General features: G+C 49.8%; 33 protein-coding genes. 1 reads left to right on the top strand and 32 read right to left on the bottom strand.

The features are described from left to right. Positions 1 to 313: 313 nt before the first annotated feature. From NFS35_RS06585 to rpsJ, 31 genes are all read right to left on the bottom strand, one after another. Positions 314 to 1,270 carry a DNA-directed RNA polymerase subunit alpha gene (locus NFS35_RS06585; protein ID WP_251206336.1) on the bottom strand — a complete coding sequence of 319 codons (957 nt, stop codon included), beginning with the start codon at positions 1,268 to 1,270 and terminating at the stop codon, positions 314 to 316. Between the two features lie 98 nt (positions 1,271 to 1,368). Continuing rightward, on the bottom strand, positions 1,369 to 1,962 hold the full coding sequence (gene rpsD, locus NFS35_RS06580; RefSeq protein ID WP_251206335.1) for a 30S ribosomal protein S4: 594 nt from the start codon (positions 1,960 to 1,962) through the stop codon (positions 1,369 to 1,371). A gap of 215 nt (positions 1,963 to 2,177) precedes the next feature. Beyond that, on the bottom strand, positions 2,178 to 2,573 hold the full coding sequence (rpsK, locus tag NFS35_RS06575; protein WP_251206334.1) for a 30S ribosomal protein S11: 396 nt from the start codon (positions 2,571 to 2,573) through the stop codon (positions 2,178 to 2,180). Positions 2,574 to 2,616: 43 nt separating this feature from the next. Continuing rightward, positions 2,617 to 2,988: a 30S ribosomal protein S13 gene (gene rpsM / locus NFS35_RS06570; RefSeq protein WP_251206333.1), complete on the bottom strand. Its 372-nt coding sequence runs from the start codon at positions 2,986 to 2,988 to the stop codon at positions 2,617 to 2,619. A gap of 357 nt (positions 2,989 to 3,345) precedes the next feature. Beyond that, positions 3,346 to 3,459, bottom strand: a complete 114-nt coding sequence (gene rpmJ, locus NFS35_RS06565) for a 50S ribosomal protein L36 (protein ID WP_103238484.1) — start codon at positions 3,457 to 3,459, stop codon at positions 3,346 to 3,348. Between the two features lie 107 nt (positions 3,460 to 3,566). Then, on the bottom strand, positions 3,567 to 3,785 hold the full coding sequence (gene infA / locus NFS35_RS06560) for a translation initiation factor IF-1 (RefSeq protein WP_251206332.1): 219 nt from the start codon (positions 3,783 to 3,785) through the stop codon (positions 3,567 to 3,569). 18 nt (positions 3,786 to 3,803) lie between these two features. Then, on the bottom strand, positions 3,804 to 4,073 hold the full coding sequence (locus NFS35_RS06555; protein ID WP_251206331.1) for a KOW domain-containing RNA-binding protein: 270 nt from the start codon (positions 4,071 to 4,073) through the stop codon (positions 3,804 to 3,806). 30 nt (positions 4,074 to 4,103) lie between these two features. Then, on the bottom strand, positions 4,104 to 4,856 hold the full coding sequence (gene map, locus NFS35_RS06550; protein ID WP_251206330.1) for a type I methionyl aminopeptidase: 753 nt from the start codon (positions 4,854 to 4,856) through the stop codon (positions 4,104 to 4,106). 14 nt (positions 4,857 to 4,870) lie between these two features. After that, positions 4,871 to 5,512 carry an adenylate kinase gene (locus tag NFS35_RS06545; protein WP_251206329.1) on the bottom strand — a complete coding sequence of 214 codons (642 nt, stop codon included), beginning with the start codon at positions 5,510 to 5,512 and terminating at the stop codon, positions 4,871 to 4,873. A 149-nt stretch (positions 5,513 to 5,661) separates the two neighbouring features. Continuing rightward, positions 5,662 to 6,975, bottom strand: a complete 1,314-nt coding sequence (gene secY, locus NFS35_RS06540) for a preprotein translocase subunit SecY (RefSeq protein ID WP_251206328.1) — start codon at positions 6,973 to 6,975, stop codon at positions 5,662 to 5,664. Continuing rightward, positions 6,975 to 7,412: a 50S ribosomal protein L15 gene (gene rplO / locus NFS35_RS06535; RefSeq protein WP_251206327.1), complete on the bottom strand. Its 438-nt coding sequence runs from the start codon at positions 7,410 to 7,412 to the stop codon at positions 6,975 to 6,977. Before rplO ends, secY begins: the two co-directional genes overlap by 1 nt. Positions 7,413 to 7,432: 20 nt before the next feature. Then, the gene (gene rpmD, locus NFS35_RS06530) at positions 7,433 to 7,624 is read right to left on the bottom strand and encodes a 50S ribosomal protein L30 (protein ID WP_251206326.1); all 192 of its coding nucleotides are present in this window, start codon (positions 7,622 to 7,624) and stop codon (positions 7,433 to 7,435) included. A gap of 38 nt (positions 7,625 to 7,662) precedes the next feature. Beyond that, a complete protein-coding gene (gene rpsE / locus NFS35_RS06525) occupies positions 7,663 to 8,172 on the bottom strand; it encodes a 30S ribosomal protein S5 (protein ID WP_251206325.1) in 510 nt (169 codons plus the stop codon). A gap of 20 nt (positions 8,173 to 8,192) precedes the next feature. Beyond that, positions 8,193 to 8,561 (bottom strand): 50S ribosomal protein L18, encoded by a 369-nt coding sequence (gene rplR / locus NFS35_RS06520; RefSeq protein WP_251206324.1) that lies wholly within the window; start codon positions 8,559 to 8,561, stop codon positions 8,193 to 8,195. A 20-nt stretch (positions 8,562 to 8,581) separates the two neighbouring features. Then, on the bottom strand, positions 8,582 to 9,124 hold the full coding sequence (gene rplF / locus NFS35_RS06515; RefSeq protein WP_251206323.1) for a 50S ribosomal protein L6: 543 nt from the start codon (positions 9,122 to 9,124) through the stop codon (positions 8,582 to 8,584). Between the two features lie 62 nt (positions 9,125 to 9,186). Further along, positions 9,187 to 9,588, bottom strand: a complete 402-nt coding sequence (gene rpsH, locus NFS35_RS06510) for a 30S ribosomal protein S8 (RefSeq protein ID WP_251206322.1) — start codon at positions 9,586 to 9,588, stop codon at positions 9,187 to 9,189. Between the two features lie 62 nt (positions 9,589 to 9,650). Then, positions 9,651 to 9,836 carry a type Z 30S ribosomal protein S14 gene (locus tag NFS35_RS06505; protein ID WP_251206321.1) on the bottom strand — a complete coding sequence of 62 codons (186 nt, stop codon included), beginning with the start codon at positions 9,834 to 9,836 and terminating at the stop codon, positions 9,651 to 9,653. A gap of 15 nt (positions 9,837 to 9,851) precedes the next feature. Continuing rightward, the gene (rplE, locus tag NFS35_RS06500; protein ID WP_251206320.1) at positions 9,852 to 10,394 is read right to left on the bottom strand and encodes a 50S ribosomal protein L5; all 543 of its coding nucleotides are present in this window, start codon (positions 10,392 to 10,394) and stop codon (positions 9,852 to 9,854) included. 42 nt (positions 10,395 to 10,436) lie between these two features. Then, positions 10,437 to 10,748, bottom strand: coding sequence for a 50S ribosomal protein L24 (gene rplX, locus NFS35_RS06495; protein WP_251206319.1), 312 nt, complete (start codon positions 10,746 to 10,748; stop codon positions 10,437 to 10,439). Between the two features lie 14 nt (positions 10,749 to 10,762). Continuing rightward, positions 10,763 to 11,131, bottom strand: a complete 369-nt coding sequence (rplN, locus tag NFS35_RS06490) for a 50S ribosomal protein L14 (protein ID WP_251206318.1) — start codon at positions 11,129 to 11,131, stop codon at positions 10,763 to 10,765. A 52-nt stretch (positions 11,132 to 11,183) separates the two neighbouring features. Continuing rightward, positions 11,184 to 11,438 carry a 30S ribosomal protein S17 gene (rpsQ, locus tag NFS35_RS06485; RefSeq protein ID WP_334303549.1) on the bottom strand — a complete coding sequence of 85 codons (255 nt, stop codon included), beginning with the start codon at positions 11,436 to 11,438 and terminating at the stop codon, positions 11,184 to 11,186. A 30-nt stretch (positions 11,439 to 11,468) separates the two neighbouring features. Beyond that, positions 11,469 to 11,672 (bottom strand): 50S ribosomal protein L29, encoded by a 204-nt coding sequence (rpmC, locus tag NFS35_RS06480; protein WP_251206317.1) that lies wholly within the window; start codon positions 11,670 to 11,672, stop codon positions 11,469 to 11,471. Next, the gene (rplP, locus tag NFS35_RS06475; RefSeq protein ID WP_251206316.1) at positions 11,672 to 12,100 is read right to left on the bottom strand and encodes a 50S ribosomal protein L16; all 429 of its coding nucleotides are present in this window, start codon (positions 12,098 to 12,100) and stop codon (positions 11,672 to 11,674) included. Before rplP ends, rpmC begins: the two co-directional genes overlap by 1 nt. Next, on the bottom strand, positions 12,100 to 12,759 hold the full coding sequence (gene rpsC, locus NFS35_RS06470; protein WP_251206315.1) for a 30S ribosomal protein S3: 660 nt from the start codon (positions 12,757 to 12,759) through the stop codon (positions 12,100 to 12,102). Before rpsC ends, rplP begins: the two co-directional genes overlap by 1 nt. Positions 12,760 to 12,779: 20 nt before the next feature. Next, positions 12,780 to 13,169: a 50S ribosomal protein L22 gene (rplV, locus tag NFS35_RS06465; RefSeq protein ID WP_251206314.1), complete on the bottom strand. Its 390-nt coding sequence runs from the start codon at positions 13,167 to 13,169 to the stop codon at positions 12,780 to 12,782. An 88-nt stretch (positions 13,170 to 13,257) separates the two neighbouring features. After that, a complete protein-coding gene (rpsS, locus tag NFS35_RS06460; RefSeq protein ID WP_103238344.1) occupies positions 13,258 to 13,539 on the bottom strand; it encodes a 30S ribosomal protein S19 in 282 nt (93 codons plus the stop codon). Positions 13,540 to 13,558: 19 nt separating this feature from the next. After that, entirely contained in the window at positions 13,559 to 14,401 is an 843-nt protein-coding gene (rplB, locus tag NFS35_RS06455) for a 50S ribosomal protein L2 (RefSeq protein ID WP_251206313.1), read from the bottom strand. Between the two features lie 84 nt (positions 14,402 to 14,485). Next, entirely contained in the window at positions 14,486 to 14,785 is a 300-nt protein-coding gene (gene rplW, locus NFS35_RS06450; protein ID WP_251206312.1) for a 50S ribosomal protein L23, read from the bottom strand. Continuing rightward, positions 14,785 to 15,405 (bottom strand): 50S ribosomal protein L4, encoded by a 621-nt coding sequence (gene rplD, locus NFS35_RS06445; RefSeq protein WP_251206311.1) that lies wholly within the window; start codon positions 15,403 to 15,405, stop codon positions 14,785 to 14,787. The genes rplW and rplD overlap by 1 nt, the downstream gene beginning before the upstream one ends. A 26-nt stretch (positions 15,406 to 15,431) precedes the next feature. After that, on the bottom strand, positions 15,432 to 16,115 hold the full coding sequence (rplC, locus tag NFS35_RS06440; protein WP_251206310.1) for a 50S ribosomal protein L3: 684 nt from the start codon (positions 16,113 to 16,115) through the stop codon (positions 15,432 to 15,434). 148 nt (positions 16,116 to 16,263) lie between these two features. After that, positions 16,264 to 16,581, bottom strand: coding sequence for a 30S ribosomal protein S10 (gene rpsJ / locus NFS35_RS06435; RefSeq protein ID WP_103238339.1), 318 nt, complete (start codon positions 16,579 to 16,581; stop codon positions 16,264 to 16,266). Positions 16,582 to 17,055: 474 nt separating this feature from the next. Between rpsJ and NFS35_RS06430 the strand changes: the two genes are divergently transcribed. Next, on the top strand, positions 17,056 to 17,946 hold the full coding sequence (locus NFS35_RS06430; protein ID WP_251206309.1) for a class I SAM-dependent methyltransferase: 891 nt from the start codon (positions 17,056 to 17,058) through the stop codon (positions 17,944 to 17,946). A gap of 6 nt (positions 17,947 to 17,952) precedes the next feature. Here NFS35_RS06430 and NFS35_RS06425 read toward each other — a convergent pair whose 3' ends face one another. Beyond that, a complete protein-coding gene (locus NFS35_RS06425) occupies positions 17,953 to 19,053 on the bottom strand; it encodes an acyltransferase (protein ID WP_251206308.1) in 1,101 nt (366 codons plus the stop codon). Positions 19,054 to 19,238: the final 185 nt, after the last annotated feature.

The raw sequence follows: 19,238 nt of genomic DNA, 5'->3' as shown, positions 1-19,238 counted from the left end.
TCCTTTCATGGTACGCCCGGCCATGCCTTTTGGTCTTACTGGCCAAGCGCAGCCGCTCTTGCGGCGCTTTGTGCAGCCGCTCTTGCGGCGCTTTGTGCAGCTGCTCTTGCAGCACCCTTATTTCCATTTAGAGATGAACCGCAGATGAACCCTTCGGATTTACCACCCGCAGATTATCTTTCTTACAACTGGTGCAGGCAAAGTGCCAAAATACACGGCACTTGGAAGAATGCCTCTGCTTGGCATTCTTTCGCACGAGACTGGCTTGCGAGCAAATTCATTCGCTCATGCGAGCCTGGAACTTCTCCTCATGCTATTCTTCGCTGGGGTTCAGCTGCAGGCCGAGCTCTTTCAGCTTTGCCAGCACCTCTTCCAGTGACTTCCGGCCCAGATTGCGAACCTTCATCATATCCTCTGAAGTCTTGTTGCACAATTCTTCCACTGTATTGATGCCTGCCCTCTTCAGACAGTTGTAGGAACGGACAGAAAGCTCCAGTTCATCGATGCTCATCTCCAGCACTTTCTCCCTCTCATCGTCCTCTTTCTCCACCATGACCTCAGCAGTCTTGGCGTTCTCAGACAAATCGATGAAAAGGCTCAGATGCTCGCTCAGCACCTTTGCCGCAAGGCTGACAGCCTCGTCGGGAGCCAGCGTCCCATTCGTAAACACATCCAGTGTCAGCTTATCATAATCGGTAATCTGACCCACGCGGGTATTCTCTACCGAAACATTTACTCTCTCAACAGGCGTGTATATAGAATCGATTGCAATCACGCCAATCGGTAAATCCTCGTGTTTGTTCTTATCAGCGCTCACGTAACCGCGGCCCTTGGTGATGGTCAGCTCAATATACAGCTTGGCATCCTTACCACTGAGCGTGGCGATTACCAGATCCGGGTTCAGAATCTCGATATCCTGGTCTGTCTGAATATCAGAAGCGTGTACGATGCCTTCACCCTCATATTCAATGTACGCAGTCTTGGCTTCATTGGTCTCGCTGCTGTTCTTAATAGCGAGGCTCTTGATGTTCATGATAATCTCTGTCACATCTTCCTTGACGCCGGGCACACCGCTGAATTCATGCAGCACGCTTTCAATCTTGATCTGGCTTACCGCAGCGCCGGGCAGAGAGGAAAGCATGATTCTCCGCAAAGAATTGCCAAGGGTGATGCCGTAGCCTCTTTCCAGGGGCTCTACTGTGAATCTGCCATACTTCTTGTCTTCTGAAATCTCAGCAACCTCAATATTGGGTCTCTCAAACTCAAACACTCGAATACCCTCCTTTTTTTGTTTATGAATACACAAGCACTCCGAAGCCATATTCCTCCTCTTGTTCGGTGGAATATGACCTCAGAGGCCAGCAGGGCTTACTTAGAGTACAACTCGACAATAAGCATTTCGTCCACAGGTGCATCAATCATCTCCCTGGTAGGAAGATTCTTGATTGTTCCTTTCAGGTTTTCCATATCGACTTCCATCCATTCCGGTACCAGTCTGCCGCCGGTCACTTCGACGATCTCTTTATACCGCTGCATGGATTTTGCCTTTTCGGTTATTTCAATCACATCTCCGGCTTTAATCAGATAAGAAGGAATATTTACTTTCTTGCCGTTCACAAGGATGTGCTTGTGGCCAACGACCTGTCTTGCCTCTCTCCTTGTCCTGGCAAATCCCATCCTGAACACGATGTTGTCCAGTCTTCTCTCCAGCAGAATCATCAGATTCTCACCGGTCATCCCTTTCATTCTGTCAGCCTTCTCGTAATAGTTACGGAAAGGCTTCTCCAGAACGCCGTAGATGAATTTCGCTTTCTGCTTCTCGCGAAGCTGTAAGCCATACTCGCTTACTTTCTTGCCCGCTCTCACGTTCTGCCTCTTGGACTTCTTGTCATATCCCAGATAAGAAGGCTCCAGGCCCAGAGTTCTGCATCTCTTCAATACGGGTACACGATTTACTGCCATATTCTGTTTTCCTCAACTTTCCTGTTTGTTTACAGTGCCGGGGAGGCACCTTCTTCCAACTTAATTATATAATTCGTCTGCTTTAGTCTGGAAGAATGCCCGTGCACTTCGGGCATTCTTCTGTGCGAGATGCGATTGCAAAGCGAACTTGTTCGCAAGCAATCCTAGAAGTTCTTGGCGGGCGTCCTTTGGCCGCCTAGAACTTCTTCTCGCACTTATACACGACGGCGCTTAGGAGGTCTGCATCCATTGTGGGGAACAGGAGTCACGTCACGGATGCTCACTACTTCCAGACCACATGCGGAAAGCGCCCTGATAGCAGCCTCACGTCCTGATCCAGGACCCTTTACGAATACATCGACAGATTTCAGTCCATGTACCAGAGCTGCTTTCGTAGCTGTCTCTGCCGCCATCTGTGCAGCATACGGAGTAGATTTCCTTGAACCTCTAAATCCCAGGCCACCGGCACTTGCCCAGCTTAAGGCATTTCCCTGTGTATCCGTCAACGTAACAATCGTGTTGTTAAAAGAAGACTGGATATGTGCCTGTCCACGTTCAACGTTTTTCTTAACGCGCTTTTTTGTCACTTTTTTTGCAACTTGTTTCGCCATTTTAAACTAACCTACTTTCTCATCTTTCTACAGTTACGTTTTTTTACTTTTTCTTATTGGCAACGGTTCTCTTCGGTCCCTTGCGGGTCCTGGCGTTGTTCTTGGTATTCTGACCGCGAACAGGCAGGCCCTTACGATGACGGATCCCGCGATAGCAGCCAATCTCCTGCAGACGCTTGATGTTCAGGGCGATTTCACGTCTCAAATCGCCTTCCACCGTCACGTTCAGCTTCTCGATAGCCTCTGAAATCCTCTTCACCTCGTCATCGGTGATATCCCTGACTCTGGTATCGGGATTCACGCCTGCCTCTTTCAGAATCTTGTTAGAGGTAGTCCTGCCGATTCCATAGACATAGGTCAGTCCGATTTCAATACGTTTCTCTCTGGGTAAGTCTACACCTGCGATACGAGCCATTTAAATTTCCTCCATTTTCTGTTACTAATTGATTGGGGCTTCCACCCAACCGGACACTCATTTCTCTGATCTATCCGATCTTTCCAAGACAGCTTGCTCCAACCCGCAAGAAATGCACTGCACTTGTGCATTTCTTGTAGGCGAAACTTAGATTTTCTTAAATTGTGTCCTTTACAATTTTAGAAAATCTTTTCGCCTTGGTATCAAGAAGTAATCTCCTGTAAGCCCTATCCCAGTTCTATGTCAATCAACACGCAGTACAAAGCATCTGCACATTGGTTCAGCCGCGCATAAAAACAGGACAAGAACTCACTTGACATGACGCGCTCCGCTCAGGGAGCAACACTCATGCGGTGATTATCCCTGTCTCTGCTTGTGTTTCGGATTCTCGCAGATTACTCTGATGCGTCCTTTTCTCTTGATGATCTTGCACTTTTCGCACATTGGTTTTACTGATGATCTAACCTTCACGTTAAACCCTCCTTTCAAAAAAGACCATTTTGTATTATAACATGCGGGAAACTTGTTTGCAACCATTTTTTATGATTATTTCAATCAAATTTCCCGCAGATTCCCATTTACTTATCTCTCCAGATGATGCGTCCCTTGGTCAGATCGTAAGGCGACAGTTCCAGAGTCACCCTGTCCCCGGGAAGGATGCGGATGAAGTTCTGACGCAGCTTGCCGCTGATGTGCGCAAGCACGCGGTGTCCATTTTCCAGTTCTACCTGGAACATGGTGTTCGGAAGCTTCTCTACCACAGTACCCTCGATTTCGATTACATCACTTTTAGACATATATCTCCTCCAATTTTCTTAATTGCCCATACATGTATGGCAATACTGCTTCAGCGCGTATTTGATTTCCTCCGCATATACCTTTTTGCCGCTTTTCAGCTTCTCAAGCAGACTCTCATCCACCCACGCGCTGATTGGCTGTATATGCTTCCTCCGCTTCTTCTTCGGCCCTTCAGGGCCTTTCGCCTTTCCGTCGCAGAGATACACGAAATCGTTTTCCTGCGCCACGACTACGTATAAGCGCCCCTTGTCATGTCCGGCCTTTGAGGTCACAAACTGTCCTATCATATGAATTCCATGCCTTTCCGCAACAATGCGCTAACACTTCGTCAGAATCTCAGGCTCTCCGTCCGTTATCAAAATCGTATTCTCATAGTGGGCCGACAGGGAACCGTCCTCCGTGACTACAGTCCAGTCATCATCCAGCCATTCCACATCCGCCCTGCCTATGTTGATCATAGGCTCTACCGCCAGCGTCATCCCCACCCGCAGCTTCGGGCCCCGCTTGATCTGGGCAAAATTGGGAATCTGGGGATCCTCATGGAGCTTCGTTCCCACGCCATGGCCCACCAGATCCCGCACGATGCCGTAGCCGTAAGGCTTCACACAGGCTGCGATGGCATTGGAAATTTCAAACAGATGATTTCCGGCTTTTGCCTTTTTTATACCCTCAAAAAAGCTTTCCCTGGTCACATCGATGAGCTTGCGGGCCTCCGGACTGATCTGGCCTACGCCGTGGGTCCTGGCCTCATCGGAATGATATCCTTTATAAATCATCCCCGCGTCCAGGCTCACGATGTCTCCCTCCTGCAGGATACGGTGCTTGCTGGGAATACCGTGAACCACCTCGTCGTTTACGGATACACAGATGCTGGCAGGATATCCATTATAATGGAGGAAGTTCGGTATCCCTCCCATCTTCCGAATCAGGCTGTCCCCCATGATATCTATTTCCCTGGTGGATATGCCAGGACGTATCATCTCCTCAAGTTCCTTGTGCACTATGGCCAGCCGCCTGCAGGATTCCCGAATCAGCTTAATCTGTTCTTCTGTCTTAATTATAATCGCCATGACACTTTCATTTCCTATCCTAATATCTCTACAATACGCTGGAACACATCCTGCATATCCATGGTCCCATCCACGGTCTGGAGAACGCCCTTGCCGGTATAGTACTCAATCAGAGGCTGGGTCTGGTCATGGTATACTTTCAGGCGGTTCAGCACGGTCTCGGGCTTGTCGTCATCCCGCAGTACCAGTTCGGAGCCGCAGCTGTCGCAGATACCCTCTTTCTTGGGAGGAACATGCTCAATGTGGTATGTGGCGCCGCACTTTAAGCATGCCCGTCTGCCGGACATCCTCTTTACGATATTCTCATCCGGCACATCCACATCCACCGCATAATCGATTTTCTCTCCCAGCTTCTCCAGAGCCTCGTCCAGCACCTGGGCCTGAGGAATCGTCCGGGGGAATCCGTCAAGGACATAACCGTTCCTACAGTCCTCCTGAGCTACCCTGTCCAGCAGAATCTTCACGGTGAGCTCATCGGGAACCAGGAGGCCCTGATCCATATACTGCTTCGCTTCCTTACCAAGCTCCGTACCATTCTTGATATTCGCGCGGAAAATATCCCCTGTGGAAACATGAGGGATTCCGTACTTTTCCGCTATCATCTTCGCCTGCGTCCCTTTGCCTGCTCCAGGCGCTCCCAACATGATAATCTTCATTATAAACCTCCGTCTATGGCTTTCTTAAGCCCCGCAGACAATCTGCGGCACAACATTCTATAAAAGGAGCTTCCCCTCATTCCGGGAAAGCCCCTCCTGTAAGCTTCTTGCTCCACGCCGGCAATCCCTTTCCTTGCATGGCAGGCCTCTTATTTCTCCAGGAAGCCCTTGTAATTGCGGACGAGCATCTGAGACTCCACCTGCTTCATAGTCTCTAAGATGACACTGACGATAATGATAAGGCTGGTGCCGCCAAAGGACACGGAAGCCTTGAACACGCCGCTGAAAACATATGGCAGCACTGCGATAATCGTAAGGCCAATCGCGCCGATGAACACGATATAATTCAGTACCTTGTTCAAATAGTCGCTGGTAGGCTTTCCGGGCCTGATGCCGGGAATGAAACCGCTCTGTTTCTTCATATTATCGGCAATCATCAAAGGATTGAAAGTAATGGAGGTATAAAAATACGCAAAGAATATAATCATTGCGATATACAGCAATAACCCGACAGAATACTGAATCTGGCTTGGATTGCACCAGTTGCCGGCATTGAGGTACCGCAATATTTCACTCCAGACGCCTGTGCCGGAATAGCCCGCAAAAGAGGAGATATAGCCGGGAAGAGATATCAGCGACTGTGCGAAGATGACCGGAATGACACCGGCTGTGTTCACCTTAAGCGGAATATTGGAAGTCTGACCTCCCACCATCTTCCTGCCCTGCACCTTGTTCGCATACTGCACGGGTATCCGCCGGACACCATCATTCAGTATGATAACCATCACCACCATGGCGATGATGACTGCGAATATGATCACAACCGCAAGCACTGCCGTTGCCGGAGCCTTGCCGAATACGAACTGCTGGAACAGATTGCCCAGATCCTCGGGCAGTCTGGAAATAATATTGATTACCAGAACGATGGAAATACCATTTCCGATACCATTCTCGGTGATTCTCTCACCAACCCACATAAGGAACGCACTACCTGCGGTCAGAGTCGCAATCGCACAAATCACGTTTAAGGCATTATACTGAATCAGGTACCCCTGTCTGCCAAAACCGATGGCCATGGCCGTGGACTGAACCAAAGCCAGACCTACCGTCACATATCTCGTAATGGCAGCAATCTTCTTTCTTCCATCCTCGCCGTCCCGCTGCATCTCTTCCAGTTTGGGGATAGCAATGGTAAGCAGCTGCATGATGATGGATGATGTGATATACGGAGAGATGTTCAAAGCCAAAATCGACATGTTGATGAACGAGCCGCCCGTAATCGCATCAAAGAAGCTGAAAGCTCCGCCGGACTGTGCAGCGAACCAGTTCCTGAAGTACTCTCCGTTCACCCCCGGCACAGGCAGTTGTGATCCGATACGGATCACAACTAACATGGCGAAAGTGAAAAGGATTTTCTCTCTAAGCTCTTTAATTTTGAATGCGTTCTTCAGCGTCGTAAGCATTACATCACCTCTGCTGTTCCACCAAGCGCCTCAATCTTTTCTTTTGCGGATGCACTGTACGCGTCTACCTTGACATTGAGCTTTTTGGTAAATTTTCCGTTCCCGAGAACCTTTACGCCGTCCCTGCGCTTCTTGATGATACCGGCTTCAATGAGTGTATTCACATCCACGGTGGAACCGTCTTCAAAACGCTCTAAGTCGCCCAACTTAATAGCAACGATATCCTTTGAATTTATATTGGTGAAGCCTCTCTTGGGGATTCGTCTGTACAAAGGCATCTGGCCGCCCTCGAAACCAATCCTGGGAGCTCCGGAACGGGCTTTCTGGCCCTTATGTCCCTTGCCGGCAGTCTTGCCGTTTCCCGAACCATGTCCGCGGCCTCTCCTGAAATCATTATGCTTGGATCCTTTCGCGGGTCTTAAATTGGATAATTCCATCTCGAACACCTCCTTCTCGACTATACTTCTTCTACTTTCAGCAAATGGCCTACCCGGCGAATCTGTCCTCTCGTAGCGGCATTGTCAGGAAGGATGATAGACTTGCCAATCTTGCGGAGTCCCATAGATTCAACGATTGCCTTGTTCTTCGCAACGGCGCCGATGGTGGACCTTACCAAAGTGATTTTCAATTTCTTATCTGTATCTGCCATTGTTGCTCTCCTTTCTACTGTATCGGCATGAAAAAAGCTTATGCCAATACTTCTTCAACGGATTTGCCACGGCTCTTCGCCACTTCCTCAGGGGATTTCAGCTGGCTTAAGCCGGTAATCGTTGCAAGGACTACATTCTGCTTGTTGTTGGAGCCAAGGGACTTGGTACGGATATTCTTAATGCCTGCGAGCTCGCACACCACACGTGCGGGACCGCCTGCGATGATACCGGTACCATCGGGAGCCTTCTTGAGCAGAACATTCGCCGAGCCATACTTGCCTATGAAATCATGGCTGATGGAATTGTTCTCATCCAGCGCCACCTGGACGAGATGCTTCATAGCGTCTTCCTTTCCCTTGCGGATGGCTTCAGGAATTTCTACGGCCTTGCCAAGTCCTGCGCCTACGTGGCCATTGCCATCGCCTACAACTACCAGCGCTGTAAAGCGCATGTTGCGTCCGCCCTTTACGGTCTTGGCAACACGCTTGATGGCTACAACCTTATCGTTCAATTCGAACTGGCTTGCATCTATGATTGTGTGTTTCATGGTGTATTCCTCTTCCTTTCCTAGAATTCCAAGCCAGCTTCTCTGGCTGCGTCAGCTAATGCTGCAACTTTACCATGATATATATAACCGCCTCTGTCAAAGACAACTGTCGTGATGCCTTTTTCCACTGCCCTTTTGGCAATGACGGTACCAATATATTTTGCCGCAGCGACGTCATTGGTCTTCGTAAGTTCCGCCTTGATATCCTTCTCAAGGGTGGAAGCGGATACTAATGTATTCCCAACTGTATCATCGATAATTTGAGCATACATATGATTATTGCTTCTGAAGACTGCCAGACGGGGCCTTTCGGCAGTGCCACTGAAGCGGTTACGAATTCTCATGTGCTTTTTCACACGTACTTCTTTTCTTGACTTCTTGTTAACCATCTTCATACTCTCCTTATCTATTATTTCTTACCAGTCTTACCAACTTTACGTCTGATGACCTCATCGGCATACTTGATACCCTTGCCCTTGTAAGGCTCAGGCCTTCTCTTGTCTCTGATTTCAGCTGCAAACTGGCCAACTTTCTCTTTATCGATACCCTTGATGATAATTACATTCTGTCCCTCTACCACGGACTCGATGCCCTCAGGGTCTTCCATCTCCACAGGATGGGAGTATCCAAGGTTCAAGGTCAGCTTCTTGCCGGCCTTTGCGGCCCTGTATCCTACGCCGTTCACCTCGAGTTTCTTCTCGTACCCTACAGTGACGCCTAGCACCATATTATTGATGAGAGTTCTGGTCAGGCCGTGAAGGGATTTCATCTTCTTCAAATCATTAGGCCTGCTTACATGAATCTCCGCACCTTCCATCTTGATTTCCATCTCAGCGGGTAAAACTCTCTCCAGAGTACCCTTGGGACCCTTTACGGTCACCTTGTTATTTTCTGCAATTTCCACAGTTACGCCTGCAGGAACCGCGATTGGCATTCTACCTATACGTGACATGCCCGTACCTCCTATATTTTTGAATCATAAATTTTATTGTCTTAGAAAATCCTCTCACACTTTTACCAAACAAAGGCAAGCACTTCTCCCCCTACCTGAAGTTCACGGGCTTTCTTGTCCGTGATGACGCCCTGGTTGGTGGAAATGATGGCAATGCCTAAACCTCCCAGTACCCTGGGCAGCTCGTCCTTGCCCGCGTACACGCGCAGGCCCGGCTTGGAAATCCTCTTGATGCCGGAGATGATCTTCTCCTGCTTGTCAGCGCCATACTTCAGGGTGATATGGATAGCCTTGAAGTTGCCGTCATCGATAACATCGTATTTTGTGATATAGCCCTCGTCAAAAAGAATCTGGGCAATTGCCAGCTTCATCTTGGAAGCAGGGATATCCACTGTATCATGCTTGGCAGCATTTGCATTACGGATTCTTGTAAGCATATCTGCAATAGGATCGCTCATTGTCATTATATTTTCCTCCTTCTTACCAGCTTGCAGGCGAGCAACCTGCCTGCCTACTTGCACTGACTTTACCAGCTCGCCTTTTTGACGCCGGGAATCTGCCCCTTGTATGCCAATTCGCGGAAGCAGACTCTGCAAATGCCATACTTTCTTAAGTAAGCGTGGGGACGGCCACAAATCCTGCAGCGTGTGTAAGCCTGTGTGGAGAACTTAGGCTTGCGCTGCTGTTTAATCTTCATCGATGTCTTAGCCATGAAAAATCTACCTCCTTATTGTTTTGCGAAAGGCATATTGAACAGTGTCAGCAGCTCGCGCGCTTCTTCATCGGTCTTCGCGGTGGTCACGATGATGACGTCCATGCCTCTGGTCTTGTCAATCTTGTCATACTCGATTTCAGGAAAGATGAACTGCTCCTTGATGCCAAGGGCATAGTTCCCTCTGCCGTCGAACGCGTTGGGATTGACGCCTCTGAAGTCACGTACACGGGGCAGCGCCAGATTCACCAGACGATCGAGAAACTCATACATCTTCTCGCCGCGCAGAGTGGTCTTGCAGCCGATGTTCATCCCCTCACGAATCTTGAAATTCGCGATAGACTTCTTCGCCTTGGTGAGGACTGCCTTCTGGCCGGTGATGATTTCCATGTCAGACACGGCATTCTCAAGAACTTTCGGATTTTCCTTTGCTTCGCCGACACCCATATTGATGACGATTTTCTCGAGCTTGGGAACTTCCATCACATTCTTATATCCAAATTTCTTCGTCATTGCGTCTACGACCGTCTCGTAGTACGTCTCCTTATATCTTGCCACTTTTACGCTCCTCCTTCCCAAACTGTGTGACACACAGTTGGATTAATCAATCACTTCGCCTGTCTTCTTAGCGAAACGAACCTTTTTGTCTCCTTCCATCTTGAAGCCGACTCTTGTAGGCTGTCCCTTATAGACAAGCATTACGTTGGAGATGTCAATAGGGGCTTCCCTCTGAACGATGCCGCCGTTGGGGTTCGCGGCTGAGGGCTTCGCATGCTTTGTGATCATGTTCACGCCTTCTACTATGACCCTGTGCTTCTTCGCATCTATGGAAACTACTTTTCCCTCTGCATTGCAATCTTTGCCGGCAATCACCTTAACGGTGTCGCCTTTCTTAATCTTCAACATAGCCATGTGTGGGCACCTCCTTATAACACTTCCGGAGCCAGAGATACGATTCTCATGAACTGTTTTTCACGAAGCTCTCTCGCTACCGGCCCAAAAATACGGGTTCCTCTGGGTGTCTTGTCTTCCTTGATGATTACAGCTGCGTTCTCATCAAATCTGATGTAGGAACCATCCTTGCGGCGCACCTCTTTCACAGTGCGGACCACCACTGCCTTGACCACGTCACCTTTCTTCACAACGCCGCCTGGTGTTGCATCTTTTACAGTCGCAACGATTATATCGCCAACATGCGCATATCTTCTCGTAGAGCCGCCCATGACGCGGATGCACAAAAGTTCCTTTGCACCGGTATTATCAGCGACTTTCAATCTTGTCTCCTGCTGAATCATGATTTTCCTCCTTTGCCGTACTACGGCCAAATTTCACATGAACCGGCCAAATTTATTTGGCTTTCTCTATGATTTCGACAAGTCTCCATCTCTTGTCCTTGGACAGGGGCCTTGTCTCCATGACCTTGACGGTATCTCCGATATTGCATTCGTTCTTCTCGTCATGGGCTTTCAGCTTGTAGGTCCTCTTTATGATTTTCTTATAACGGGGATGCTTTACATGCTCTTCGATAGCTACGACTACTGTCTTATCCATCTTGTTACTGGTAACTTTGCCAGTACGCACTTTTCTCAAATTTCTTTCCACGATTGATCTCCTTTCATTGCCCTGGGACAATTACGCTCTTGACTTCTCGGTTATGACTGTGTTAATACGTGCAATATTCTTCCTGACTTCCTTGATTCTTGCAGTATTGTCCAGCTGATTGGTTGCGTTCTGGAATCTCAAATTGAAAAGCTCTTTCTTTGCAGCAACAAGATCCTTATTCAACTCTTCCACGGACTTGTTCTTTAATTCTTCTACAAACTTACTAGATTTCATTATTCTACACCGCCTTCCGAATCTGCCTTTGCAATGATTTTACATTTGCAGGGAAGCTTATGCATTGCCAGACGCAGCGCTTCCTTTGCCTGATCCTCGGGAACACCGGCAATCTCAAACATCACACGGCCGGGCTTTACGACTGCTACCCAATACTCTACAGAACCTTTACCGGAACCCATACGGGTCTCAGCGGGCTTCGCTGTCACGGGCTTGTCAGGGAAAATCTTAATCCACACTTGTCCGGTACGCTTTGTGTAACGGGTAAGGGCGATACGGGCTGCCTCAATCTGATTGGACTTGATCCAGCAGGGCTCTGTAGCCACTAAGCCATACTCTCCGTGAGTGATGGTATTGCCCCTGGATGCCTTGCCTGCCAGGCTGCCGCGGAACTGTTTACGATGCTTTACTCTTTTAGGCATTAACATTATTTATCACTCCCTTCCGTCTGATTTCCTTTTGTGGGAAGTATCTCGCCTTTATAGATCCAAACCTTGACTCCAACCTTGCCGTAGGTGGTATCTGCCTCCGCGAAGCCATAGTCGATGTCCGCCCTCAGGGTCTGAAGGGGAATCGTGCCCTCGCTGTAGAACTCGGTACGGGCGATATCCGCGCCGCCCAGACGTCCGGCACATGCCGCCTTGATGCCCAGAGCGCCGGATTTCATGGTCCTGCCCATGCAGGATTTCATGGCACGTCTGAAAGACACGCGGTTCTCCAGCTGCTGCGCGATGTTCTCGGCCACCAGCTGGGCATCCTTGTCGGGCCTCTTGATCTCCTTGATGTCGATCAGGACTTTCTTGTCGGTCATCTTGGAAAGCTCAGTCTTTGTGATTTCGATTTCAGCACCGCCCTTACCGATGATGACACCGGGCTTTGCGGTATGGATGATGACTCTGATGCGGTCAGATGCCCTCTCGATTTCAATCTTGGAGACACCCGCGCTGTATAATTTCTTCTTCAGGTACTTTCTGATGTTGTAATCTTCCACAAGATAATCTGAAAAATCAGACTCAGCGTACCATCTGGAATCCCATTCTTTAATAACTCCGACTCTTAAGCCATGAGGATTAACTTTCTGTCCCATTTATTCGTCCGCTCCTTTCCTTACTTCCTCTCGTCCAGCACAACAGTGATATGGCTTGTTCTCTTCTCGATCCTGTAAGCACGGCCCTGCGCCCTGGGCTGGATACGCTTCATGGTAGGCCCCTTATTCGCATAGCATTCCGCCACATACAGGTTCTCCTTGTTCATGCCATTGTTGTTCTCAGCATTCGCCATTGCCGATTCAATCAGCTTCTTGATAAGGCCGGAAGCATATCTGGGATTATATTCCAAAATAGCAAGTGCGGTCTGCACATCCTTGCCTCTGACAGCGTCCAGTACGAAGCAAGCTTTCTGTACGGACACTCTCGCATAAGACAATTTTGCTGAAGGTCTCGGATCCTTCTGTGCATTTCTCTCTCTCTTAATCTGACTTCTATGTCCCTTAGCCATTAATCTAAACCCTCCTTAATCCTTACCTAACCTTGGACTTCTTCTCGTCCCTGCCGCAATACGGCCATGAGAGAAGTCCGCGCCCAGGCTATCTGACCTTCGATTTCTTCTCGTCCTTACCGTGGCCGCGGTAGGTTCTGGTCGCTACGAACTCGCCCAGCTTATGGCCAACCATGTCCTCGGTAACATATACAGGTACATGCTTTCTGCCATCATGAACCGCAATCGTGTGTCCCACAAAGGAAGGGAAAATCGTGGAACGACGGGACCAAGTCTTGATGACCTGCTTCTGTCCGGAAGCATTCAAAGCATCTATTTTCTTTAACAGGCTTTCATCTGCGAAAGGCCCTTTTTTCAGTGATCTAGCCATTATCTTTCCTCCTCATTTATTACTTGATCGCTCTGCCGTCACGTCTTCTCACAATCAGCTTATTGGAAGCCTTCTTAGCCTTACGTGTCTTAAGGCCCAGTGCGGGCTTGCCCCAAGGAGTGGAGGGACCGGGACGTCCGATACCCGTCTTGCCTTCGCCGCCGCCGTGAGGATGGTCATTGGGGTTCATTACGGAACCGCGGACCGTAGGACGGATGCCCATGTGACGCTTACGTCCGGCCTTACCGATGTTGATCAGGTTGTGGTCAGCGTTGCCTACGACGCCCACCGTAGCGCGGCATACAAGGGGAACCATTCTCATCTCGCCTGAAGGGAGACGCAGGGTGGCGTATTTGCCCTCTTTTGCCATCAGCTGCGCGCTGTTGCCCGCAGAACGAGCCATCTGGCCGCCCTTGCCGGGATACAACTCGATATTGTGTACCTGAGTACCTACCGGAATCTCAGATAAAGGCAGGCAGTTGCCTACTCTTACTTCGGCCTGGGGTCCGTTCATGACCTTCATGCCGTCGGTCAGTCCCTGAGGAGCAAGGATATAGGATTTCTGGCCGTCTGCATAGCAGATCAGCGCAATGTTGGCGGATCTGTTGGGATCGTACTCGATACCGATGACTGTTGCAGGAATGCCATCCTTATTTCTCTTGAAATCAACCAGTCTGTACTTTCTTCTGCAGCCGCCGCCCTTGTGCCTCACGGTAATCTTACCCTGATTGTTGCGGCCTGAATGTTTCTTTAAGGAAACGCAAAGGCTCTTCTCCGGTGTCTTCTTCGTAATCTCCGAGAAATCAGAGCCCGTCATATGCCTTCTGGAAGGTGTATAGGGACGATATGTCTTGATTCCCATTTGTCTATTCTCCTTTACTATGATTCTTTGCGCGGCTGCTCTCCCGCAGCCACATACTTAAATCCGACTCTGCGCTGTTATTTATCACAAACCAGCGTAGATTTCGATGTCCTTGCTGTCCTCGGTGAGCTTGACGATAGCTTTCTTGGTCTTGGCAGTGGTTCCTACCACAGTGCCGCGTCTCTTCTCCTTGCCCTTGCAGTTCATGGTGTTGACACGCTCCACTTTTGTGCCCTCGAACATCTTCTCGACAGCCTCTTTAATCTGGCTCTTATTCGCTTCGGGATGAACCAGGAAAGTATATTCTTTCGCGGCCATTCCGTTCATGCTCTTCTCGGTGATTACCGGTTTGAGGATTACGTCATAATATTTGATATCTGCCATTATGCAAACACCTCCTCTATCTTTGCCACAGCATCCTTTGTCAGGACTACCGTCTTTGCCTTCATGATGTCGTAGGTATTGATCATGTTCGCCAGGGCCGTATTGATATCAGCAAGATTCCTTGCGGACATTACCACATTCTGATCGTTCTCGGCGATGACCACCAGACCCTTTTCAACTTTCAGATTGTTCATCACTGCCACAAATTTCTTTGTCTTGATTTCATCCAGCTTCAGTTCGTCAAGCACAATCAGGTTGTTGCCCTGCACTTTGCTGGTCAGCGCGGATTTCAGCGCCGCTCTCTTCTCTTTCTTGTTCATCTTGAAAGAATAATCCCTGGGAACGGGCGCGAACACCACGCCGCCGCCGGTCCACTGGGGAGACCTGGTGGATCCCTGTCTTGCGTGGCCGGTCCCTTTCTGTCTCCAGGGCTTTCTTCCGCCTCCGGATACCTCGCCGCGGGTCTTCGCTTTCTGGGTTCCCTGACGTTTATTTGCAAGCTGCTGTACAACTGCCATGTGTACCAGATGCTCATTAACCTTCACACCAAATACCGCATCGTTTAATTCGATTGTACCGACTTCCTTGCCTTCCATATTATAAACAGATACGCTTGCCATATGATTGGCCCTCCTTTCGCATTAAACTAGCATTCTACCTTTACGGTCTCTTTGATGGTTACTAATCCCTTCTTGGGACCGGGCACTGAGCCCTTTATCAGCAGCAGATTCTTCTCCGCGTCCACTCTCACGACTTCCAGATTCTGCACTGTCACCTTTACACATCCCATATGGCCGGGCATTCCCTTGCCCTTGAACACGCGGCTGGGGGAGGAACATGCGCCGTTGGATCCCTGATGGCGATGGAACTTGGAACCGTGCTTCATGGGTCCTCTGTGCTGTCCGTGTCTCTTAATCGCGCCCTGGAATCCCTTACCTTTAGAGATTGCGGACGCGTCTATCTTATCGCCCTGCTCGAAGATATCCGCCTTGATCTCTGCGCCCAGCGCATACTCTTCAGCGTTCTCGAACTTGAATTCTCTCACATATCTCTTGGGGCTGACGCCGGCTTTCTTGAAATGGCCCTGCTCAGGCTTGGTAGCGCCATGTCTGTGGATGACCTCGCGCTTTCCGCTGGCATCCTTGTTGATGATTCTCTCTTTCTTGTCAACAAAGCCTACCTGCACTGCCTTGTAGCCATCGTTTTCCACTGTCTTGATCTGCGTCACTACGCAGGGGCCTGCCTGAAGGACGGTTACGGGAATCAGCATGCCGTCTTCGGCGAAGATCTGTGTCATTCCGACTTTTGTAGCCAAAATTGCTTTCTTCATGTTTCCTCTCTTTCTGCCCTGAGGGCTTCATCTACATAGCGGACCACATCAGCCACTGTTGCGCCGCGGCCGTGAGCGGTTTCCCGCTCCCTGTGTTCATACGTCTAAGTAGAGGTCAAATCCAAATCGGTTATCCGATCCGAATCACTTATTTGGTTCTCATTTTGATATCGATGTACACACCGGCAGGCATCTCCAGCCTCTGCAGGGCATCCACCGTCTTCTGGGTGGGCGCGATGATATCGATCAGCCTCTTGTGGGTCCTCTGCTCGAACTGCTCTCTGGAATCCTTGTACTTGTGCACCGCCCTCAGAATGGTCACTACTTCCTTTTTCGTAGGAAGAGGAACGGGGCCGCTCACCTCGGATCCGGTCTTCTTTACAGTCTCGATAATCTTCTTCGCGGATGCATCAACCAGCTGGTGCTCGTACGCCTTCAATGTGATTCTCATTACTTGACTTGCCATAAAAAAAGTCGCCTCCTTTTCGCACTTTTAAGATGAAAATGTGAATTTTCATAAGCGAAAAACATTTTTCATAAGTGAAAAACATTTTCACTTTAGTACGACAAGTGGTGACTGTACACTCTCCCGTGTGTGTCCTGGCCTCTCACGCAACACTCTCGATTCCGGAACTCCACATTCGGGACTGCATATCTGCAGAATTTTAATCGGTACAGTGACTTGTCGTCAGTTTCAATCTTGACATTCGCTCCACGGAAAACCCAATCGCCATTGCTGTCGACCAGCAACCTCACGCTTCACAGCTATCATGTCACAGCAATTCTTAGTATACATGGCAATTCCTTACTTTGCAAGATATTTTTGAAAAATTTTGTATTTTTTTTAGTACAATCTGTTCTTGGGAAAACAAATGACTTTTTCCTATAAATATGCTTTAATAAAAACCAAAAGAAAACAGAAAGAATCGAGGAAACGAATATGTGGATCGCAGATAAGTGGAAAGACTACGAAGTGCTGGACGCCACAGAGGGCGAAAAGCTGGAGCGATGGGGTAACTACATCCTCATCCGCCCGGATCCCCAGGTCATCTGGAGCACGCCCCGCGGCCACAGGGGCTGGAGCAAAAAGAACGGCCACTATCACAGGAGCGCCAAAGGCGGCGGGGAATGGGAGTTCTTCCATCTGCCGGACGAGTGGAGCATCTCCTATCGGCTGGGGGATTCTCCCCTGACTTTCCGGCTGAAGCCTTTCAGCTTCAAACACACCGGCCTTTTCCCGGAACAGGCGGCGAACTGGGAATGGTTCTCACAGCTTCTGCGGGACGCCGGAAAGCAGACAGACAGACCTTTGAAAGTACTGAACCTCTTCGCCTACACCGGAGGCGCCACCATAGCTGCCGCCTCCGCAGGCGCATCTGTGACCCATGTGGACGCCTCCAGGGGCATGGTGAACTGGGCAAAGGAAAACGCTGCCGCTTCCGGCTTAGGCAGCGCTCCCGTCAGATGGCTGGTGGACGACTGCGTGAAGTTCGTGGAGCGGGAAATCCGCCGGGGCAGCCGTTATGACGGCATCATCATGGATCCTCCCTCCTACGGCAGAGGACCCAAAGGGGAAATCTGGAAACTGGAGACCGGCATCTGGCCCCTGATCGCCCTGACGGCGCAGCTGCTCTCCAAAGACGCCCTGTTCTTCCTGATTAATTCCTACACCACCGGCCTGCAGCCCGCAGTACTCTCCTACATGCTCAGCGAAGCGATCGCCAGGCCTTTCGGCGGCCGGGTGGAGGCTCAGGAAATCGGCCTGCCCGTATCCGGCAGCGGCCTGGTCCTGCCCTGCGGCGCCGCGGGACGCTGGCAGCATTTTTCATAAGATATTTCACAGGATATATTTTCTCAGCGGCGGTATTTTGTACAGAATCCACGCGACTGCTGTTGAGAGGAGCGCCGTGCCGATGAAAAACAGCGGCAGGGATACCCCCAGAGAAAGTACGTCTAAATGTGACAGAGGTGTCACATGCAGGAACTTGTACGCAAGGTTCAAAAATACCGGGTGAATCAGGTACACCGCAAAGCTGAGCTCTGAGGCCTGCCTCCAAAAGAGACAGCCGATGCGCTCCTCCTTTCTATCCGGCCTTTCTTCCCTGCCGCTCATCCAGGCGAACAGCATTAACGCCAGCAGAACCGTAAACGGATAATTATAGGCCATCTGCAGGATATACTCTCCCCAAAGGCGGCTGGCCGCCATGCCGGTTGCCAGCAGAAGAGTCAGGGCGGGCAGAATTTTCTTTCCGGCTGCTTTCCCTCTCCGGTTTCTGCTCTCCGCCGCAAACAGATATCCGCATATATAATAGAAGAAATAGATGCCGTCACCCGGCAGCGCAGGCCCGTCTGTCCACCCGAAAAGCTCATATAAATAAGGCAGGACAGAACACCCAAGAAACAGCACAAGCTCAGTTCCGTATACCGCCCACCGCGGAACGGACTTGAGCGCCCTCTTCATAAGCGGCGTCAGCAGATACAGGAGCAGTATCAGGTAGAGATACCACATATGGGACCAGCTCTTTCCACGCAGCACCCCCAGAAAAGCCTCCCGGAGCATCCCAAGGCGAAAAGTCCTTTCCGCGGCAATCAGCTCCAGGCATCCGTAGGGCACCCCGAAGAGGAGCAGGGCCAGCGCGATGCGCCTGCAGTATTTCGTCAGCATCTTCCCCATTCCGATCCGCCGTTCCGGATTCAGGAACAGGTACCCCGATATCACCAGAAATACCGGCACGCTCCAGCACACCAAATCCATCACCGCCAGGAAGACCCTTTTCTCCCCCGGATAGAGATTCATATCCGTGGCATCCGTGACCCCGGTCACTGTGTGGAGCAATATTACCGCACAGGTGGCAAACACCCTCAGTTTATCCAGAAAAGCTTCCCGCTCTTTCATCTGCTTCATTCCCACTGCCTTTCTCCTCTTCTGTGTCAACATTGTACCCCACCAAGGCAGATGCCGCAAGCCAAAAGGAAAATTTTAAGAAATGGACCGATTTACATCCATATGACTACAACTTCTTAACATTTTCTTTATGCCCGTTTCCTTGCTTCTTGTATCCAAAAAATATATAATAGAAGACAGCAACCATTTCAAACCCAGACAAATAAGGAAAGGATATA

The sequence above is a fragment of the Acetatifactor aquisgranensis genome, assembly GCF_943193215.1.
Classification (GTDB): domain Bacteria; phylum Bacillota; class Clostridia; order Lachnospirales; family Lachnospiraceae; genus Acetatifactor; species Acetatifactor aquisgranensis.
This window is presented reverse-complemented; position numbering and strand designations above follow the sequence as displayed.

Excerpts from the sequence above, each read along its gene's own strand:
- rpsD (WP_251206335.1), bottom strand. The coding sequence starts at position 1,962 with ATGGCAGTAAATCGTGTACCCGTATTGAAGAGATGCAGAACTCTGGGC.
- rpsK (WP_251206334.1), bottom strand. The coding sequence starts at position 2,573 with ATGGCGAAACAAGTTGCAAAAAAAGTGACAAAAAAGCGCGTTAAGAAA.
- rpsM (WP_251206333.1), bottom strand. The coding sequence starts at position 2,988 with ATGGCTCGTATCGCAGGTGTAGACTTACCCAGAGAGAAACGTATTGAA.
- infA (WP_251206332.1), bottom strand. The coding sequence starts at position 3,785 with ATGTCTAAAAGTGATGTAATCGAAATCGAGGGTACTGTGGTAGAGAAG.
- NFS35_RS06555 (WP_251206331.1), bottom strand. The coding sequence starts at position 4,073 with ATGATAGGACAGTTTGTGACCTCAAAGGCCGGACATGACAAGGGGCGC.
- map (WP_251206330.1), bottom strand. The coding sequence starts at position 4,856 with ATGGCGATTATAATTAAGACAGAAGAACAGATTAAGCTGATTCGGGAA.
- NFS35_RS06545 (WP_251206329.1), bottom strand. The coding sequence starts at position 5,512 with ATGAAGATTATCATGTTGGGAGCGCCTGGAGCAGGCAAAGGGACGCAG.
- secY (WP_251206328.1), bottom strand. The coding sequence starts at position 6,975 with ATGCTTACGACGCTGAAGAACGCATTCAAAATTAAAGAGCTTAGAGAG.
- rplO (WP_251206327.1), bottom strand. The coding sequence starts at position 7,412 with ATGGAATTATCCAATTTAAGACCCGCGAAAGGATCCAAGCATAATGAT.
- rpmD (WP_251206326.1), bottom strand. The coding sequence starts at position 7,624 with ATGGCAGATACAGATAAGAAATTGAAAATCACTTTGGTAAGGTCCACC.
- rpsE (WP_251206325.1), bottom strand. The coding sequence starts at position 8,172 with ATGAAACACACAATCATAGATGCAAGCCAGTTCGAATTGAACGATAAG.
- rplR (WP_251206324.1), bottom strand. The coding sequence starts at position 8,561 with ATGGTTAACAAGAAGTCAAGAAAAGAAGTACGTGTGAAAAAGCACATG.
- rplF (WP_251206323.1), bottom strand. The coding sequence starts at position 9,124 with ATGTCACGTATAGGTAGAATGCCAATCGCGGTTCCTGCAGGCGTAACT.
- rpsH (WP_251206322.1), bottom strand. The coding sequence starts at position 9,588 with ATGACAATGAGCGATCCTATTGCAGATATGCTTACAAGAATCCGTAAT.
- NFS35_RS06505 (WP_251206321.1), bottom strand. The coding sequence starts at position 9,836 with ATGGCTAAGACATCGATGAAGATTAAACAGCAGCGCAAGCCTAAGTTC.
- rplX (WP_251206319.1), bottom strand. The coding sequence starts at position 10,748 with ATGGCTATGTTGAAGATTAAGAAAGGCGACACCGTTAAGGTGATTGCC.
- rplN (WP_251206318.1), bottom strand. The coding sequence starts at position 11,131 with ATGATTCAGCAGGAGACAAGATTGAAAGTCGCTGATAATACCGGTGCA.
- rpmC (WP_251206317.1), bottom strand. The coding sequence starts at position 11,672 with ATGAAATCTAGTAAGTTTGTAGAAGAATTAAAGAACAAGTCCGTGGAA.
- rplP (WP_251206316.1), bottom strand. The coding sequence starts at position 12,100 with ATGTTAATGCCTAAAAGAGTAAAGCATCGTAAACAGTTCCGCGGCAGC.
- rpsC (WP_251206315.1), bottom strand. The coding sequence starts at position 12,759 with ATGGGACAGAAAGTTAATCCTCATGGCTTAAGAGTCGGAGTTATTAAA.
- rplV (WP_251206314.1), bottom strand. The coding sequence starts at position 13,169 with ATGGCTAAGGGACATAGAAGTCAGATTAAGAGAGAGAGAAATGCACAG.
- rpsS (WP_103238344.1), bottom strand. The coding sequence starts at position 13,539 with ATGGCTAGATCACTGAAAAAAGGGCCTTTCGCAGATGAAAGCCTGTTA.
- rplB (WP_251206313.1), bottom strand. The coding sequence starts at position 14,401 with ATGGGAATCAAGACATATCGTCCCTATACACCTTCCAGAAGGCATATG.
- rplW (WP_251206312.1), bottom strand. The coding sequence starts at position 14,785 with ATGGCAGATATCAAATATTATGACGTAATCCTCAAACCGGTAATCACC.
- rplD (WP_251206311.1), bottom strand. The coding sequence starts at position 15,405 with ATGGCAAGCGTATCTGTTTATAATATGGAAGGCAAGGAAGTCGGTACA.
- rplC (WP_251206310.1), bottom strand. The coding sequence starts at position 16,115 with ATGAAGAAAGCAATTTTGGCTACAAAAGTCGGAATGACACAGATCTTC.
- rpsJ (WP_103238339.1), bottom strand. The coding sequence starts at position 16,581 with ATGGCAAGTCAAGTAATGAGAATCACATTGAAGGCGTACGAGCACCAG.
- NFS35_RS06430 (WP_251206309.1), top strand. The coding sequence starts at position 17,056 with ATGTGGATCGCAGATAAGTGGAAAGACTACGAAGTGCTGGACGCCACA.
- NFS35_RS06425 (WP_251206308.1), bottom strand. The coding sequence starts at position 19,053 with ATGTTGACACAGAAGAGGAGAAAGGCAGTGGGAATGAAGCAGATGAAA.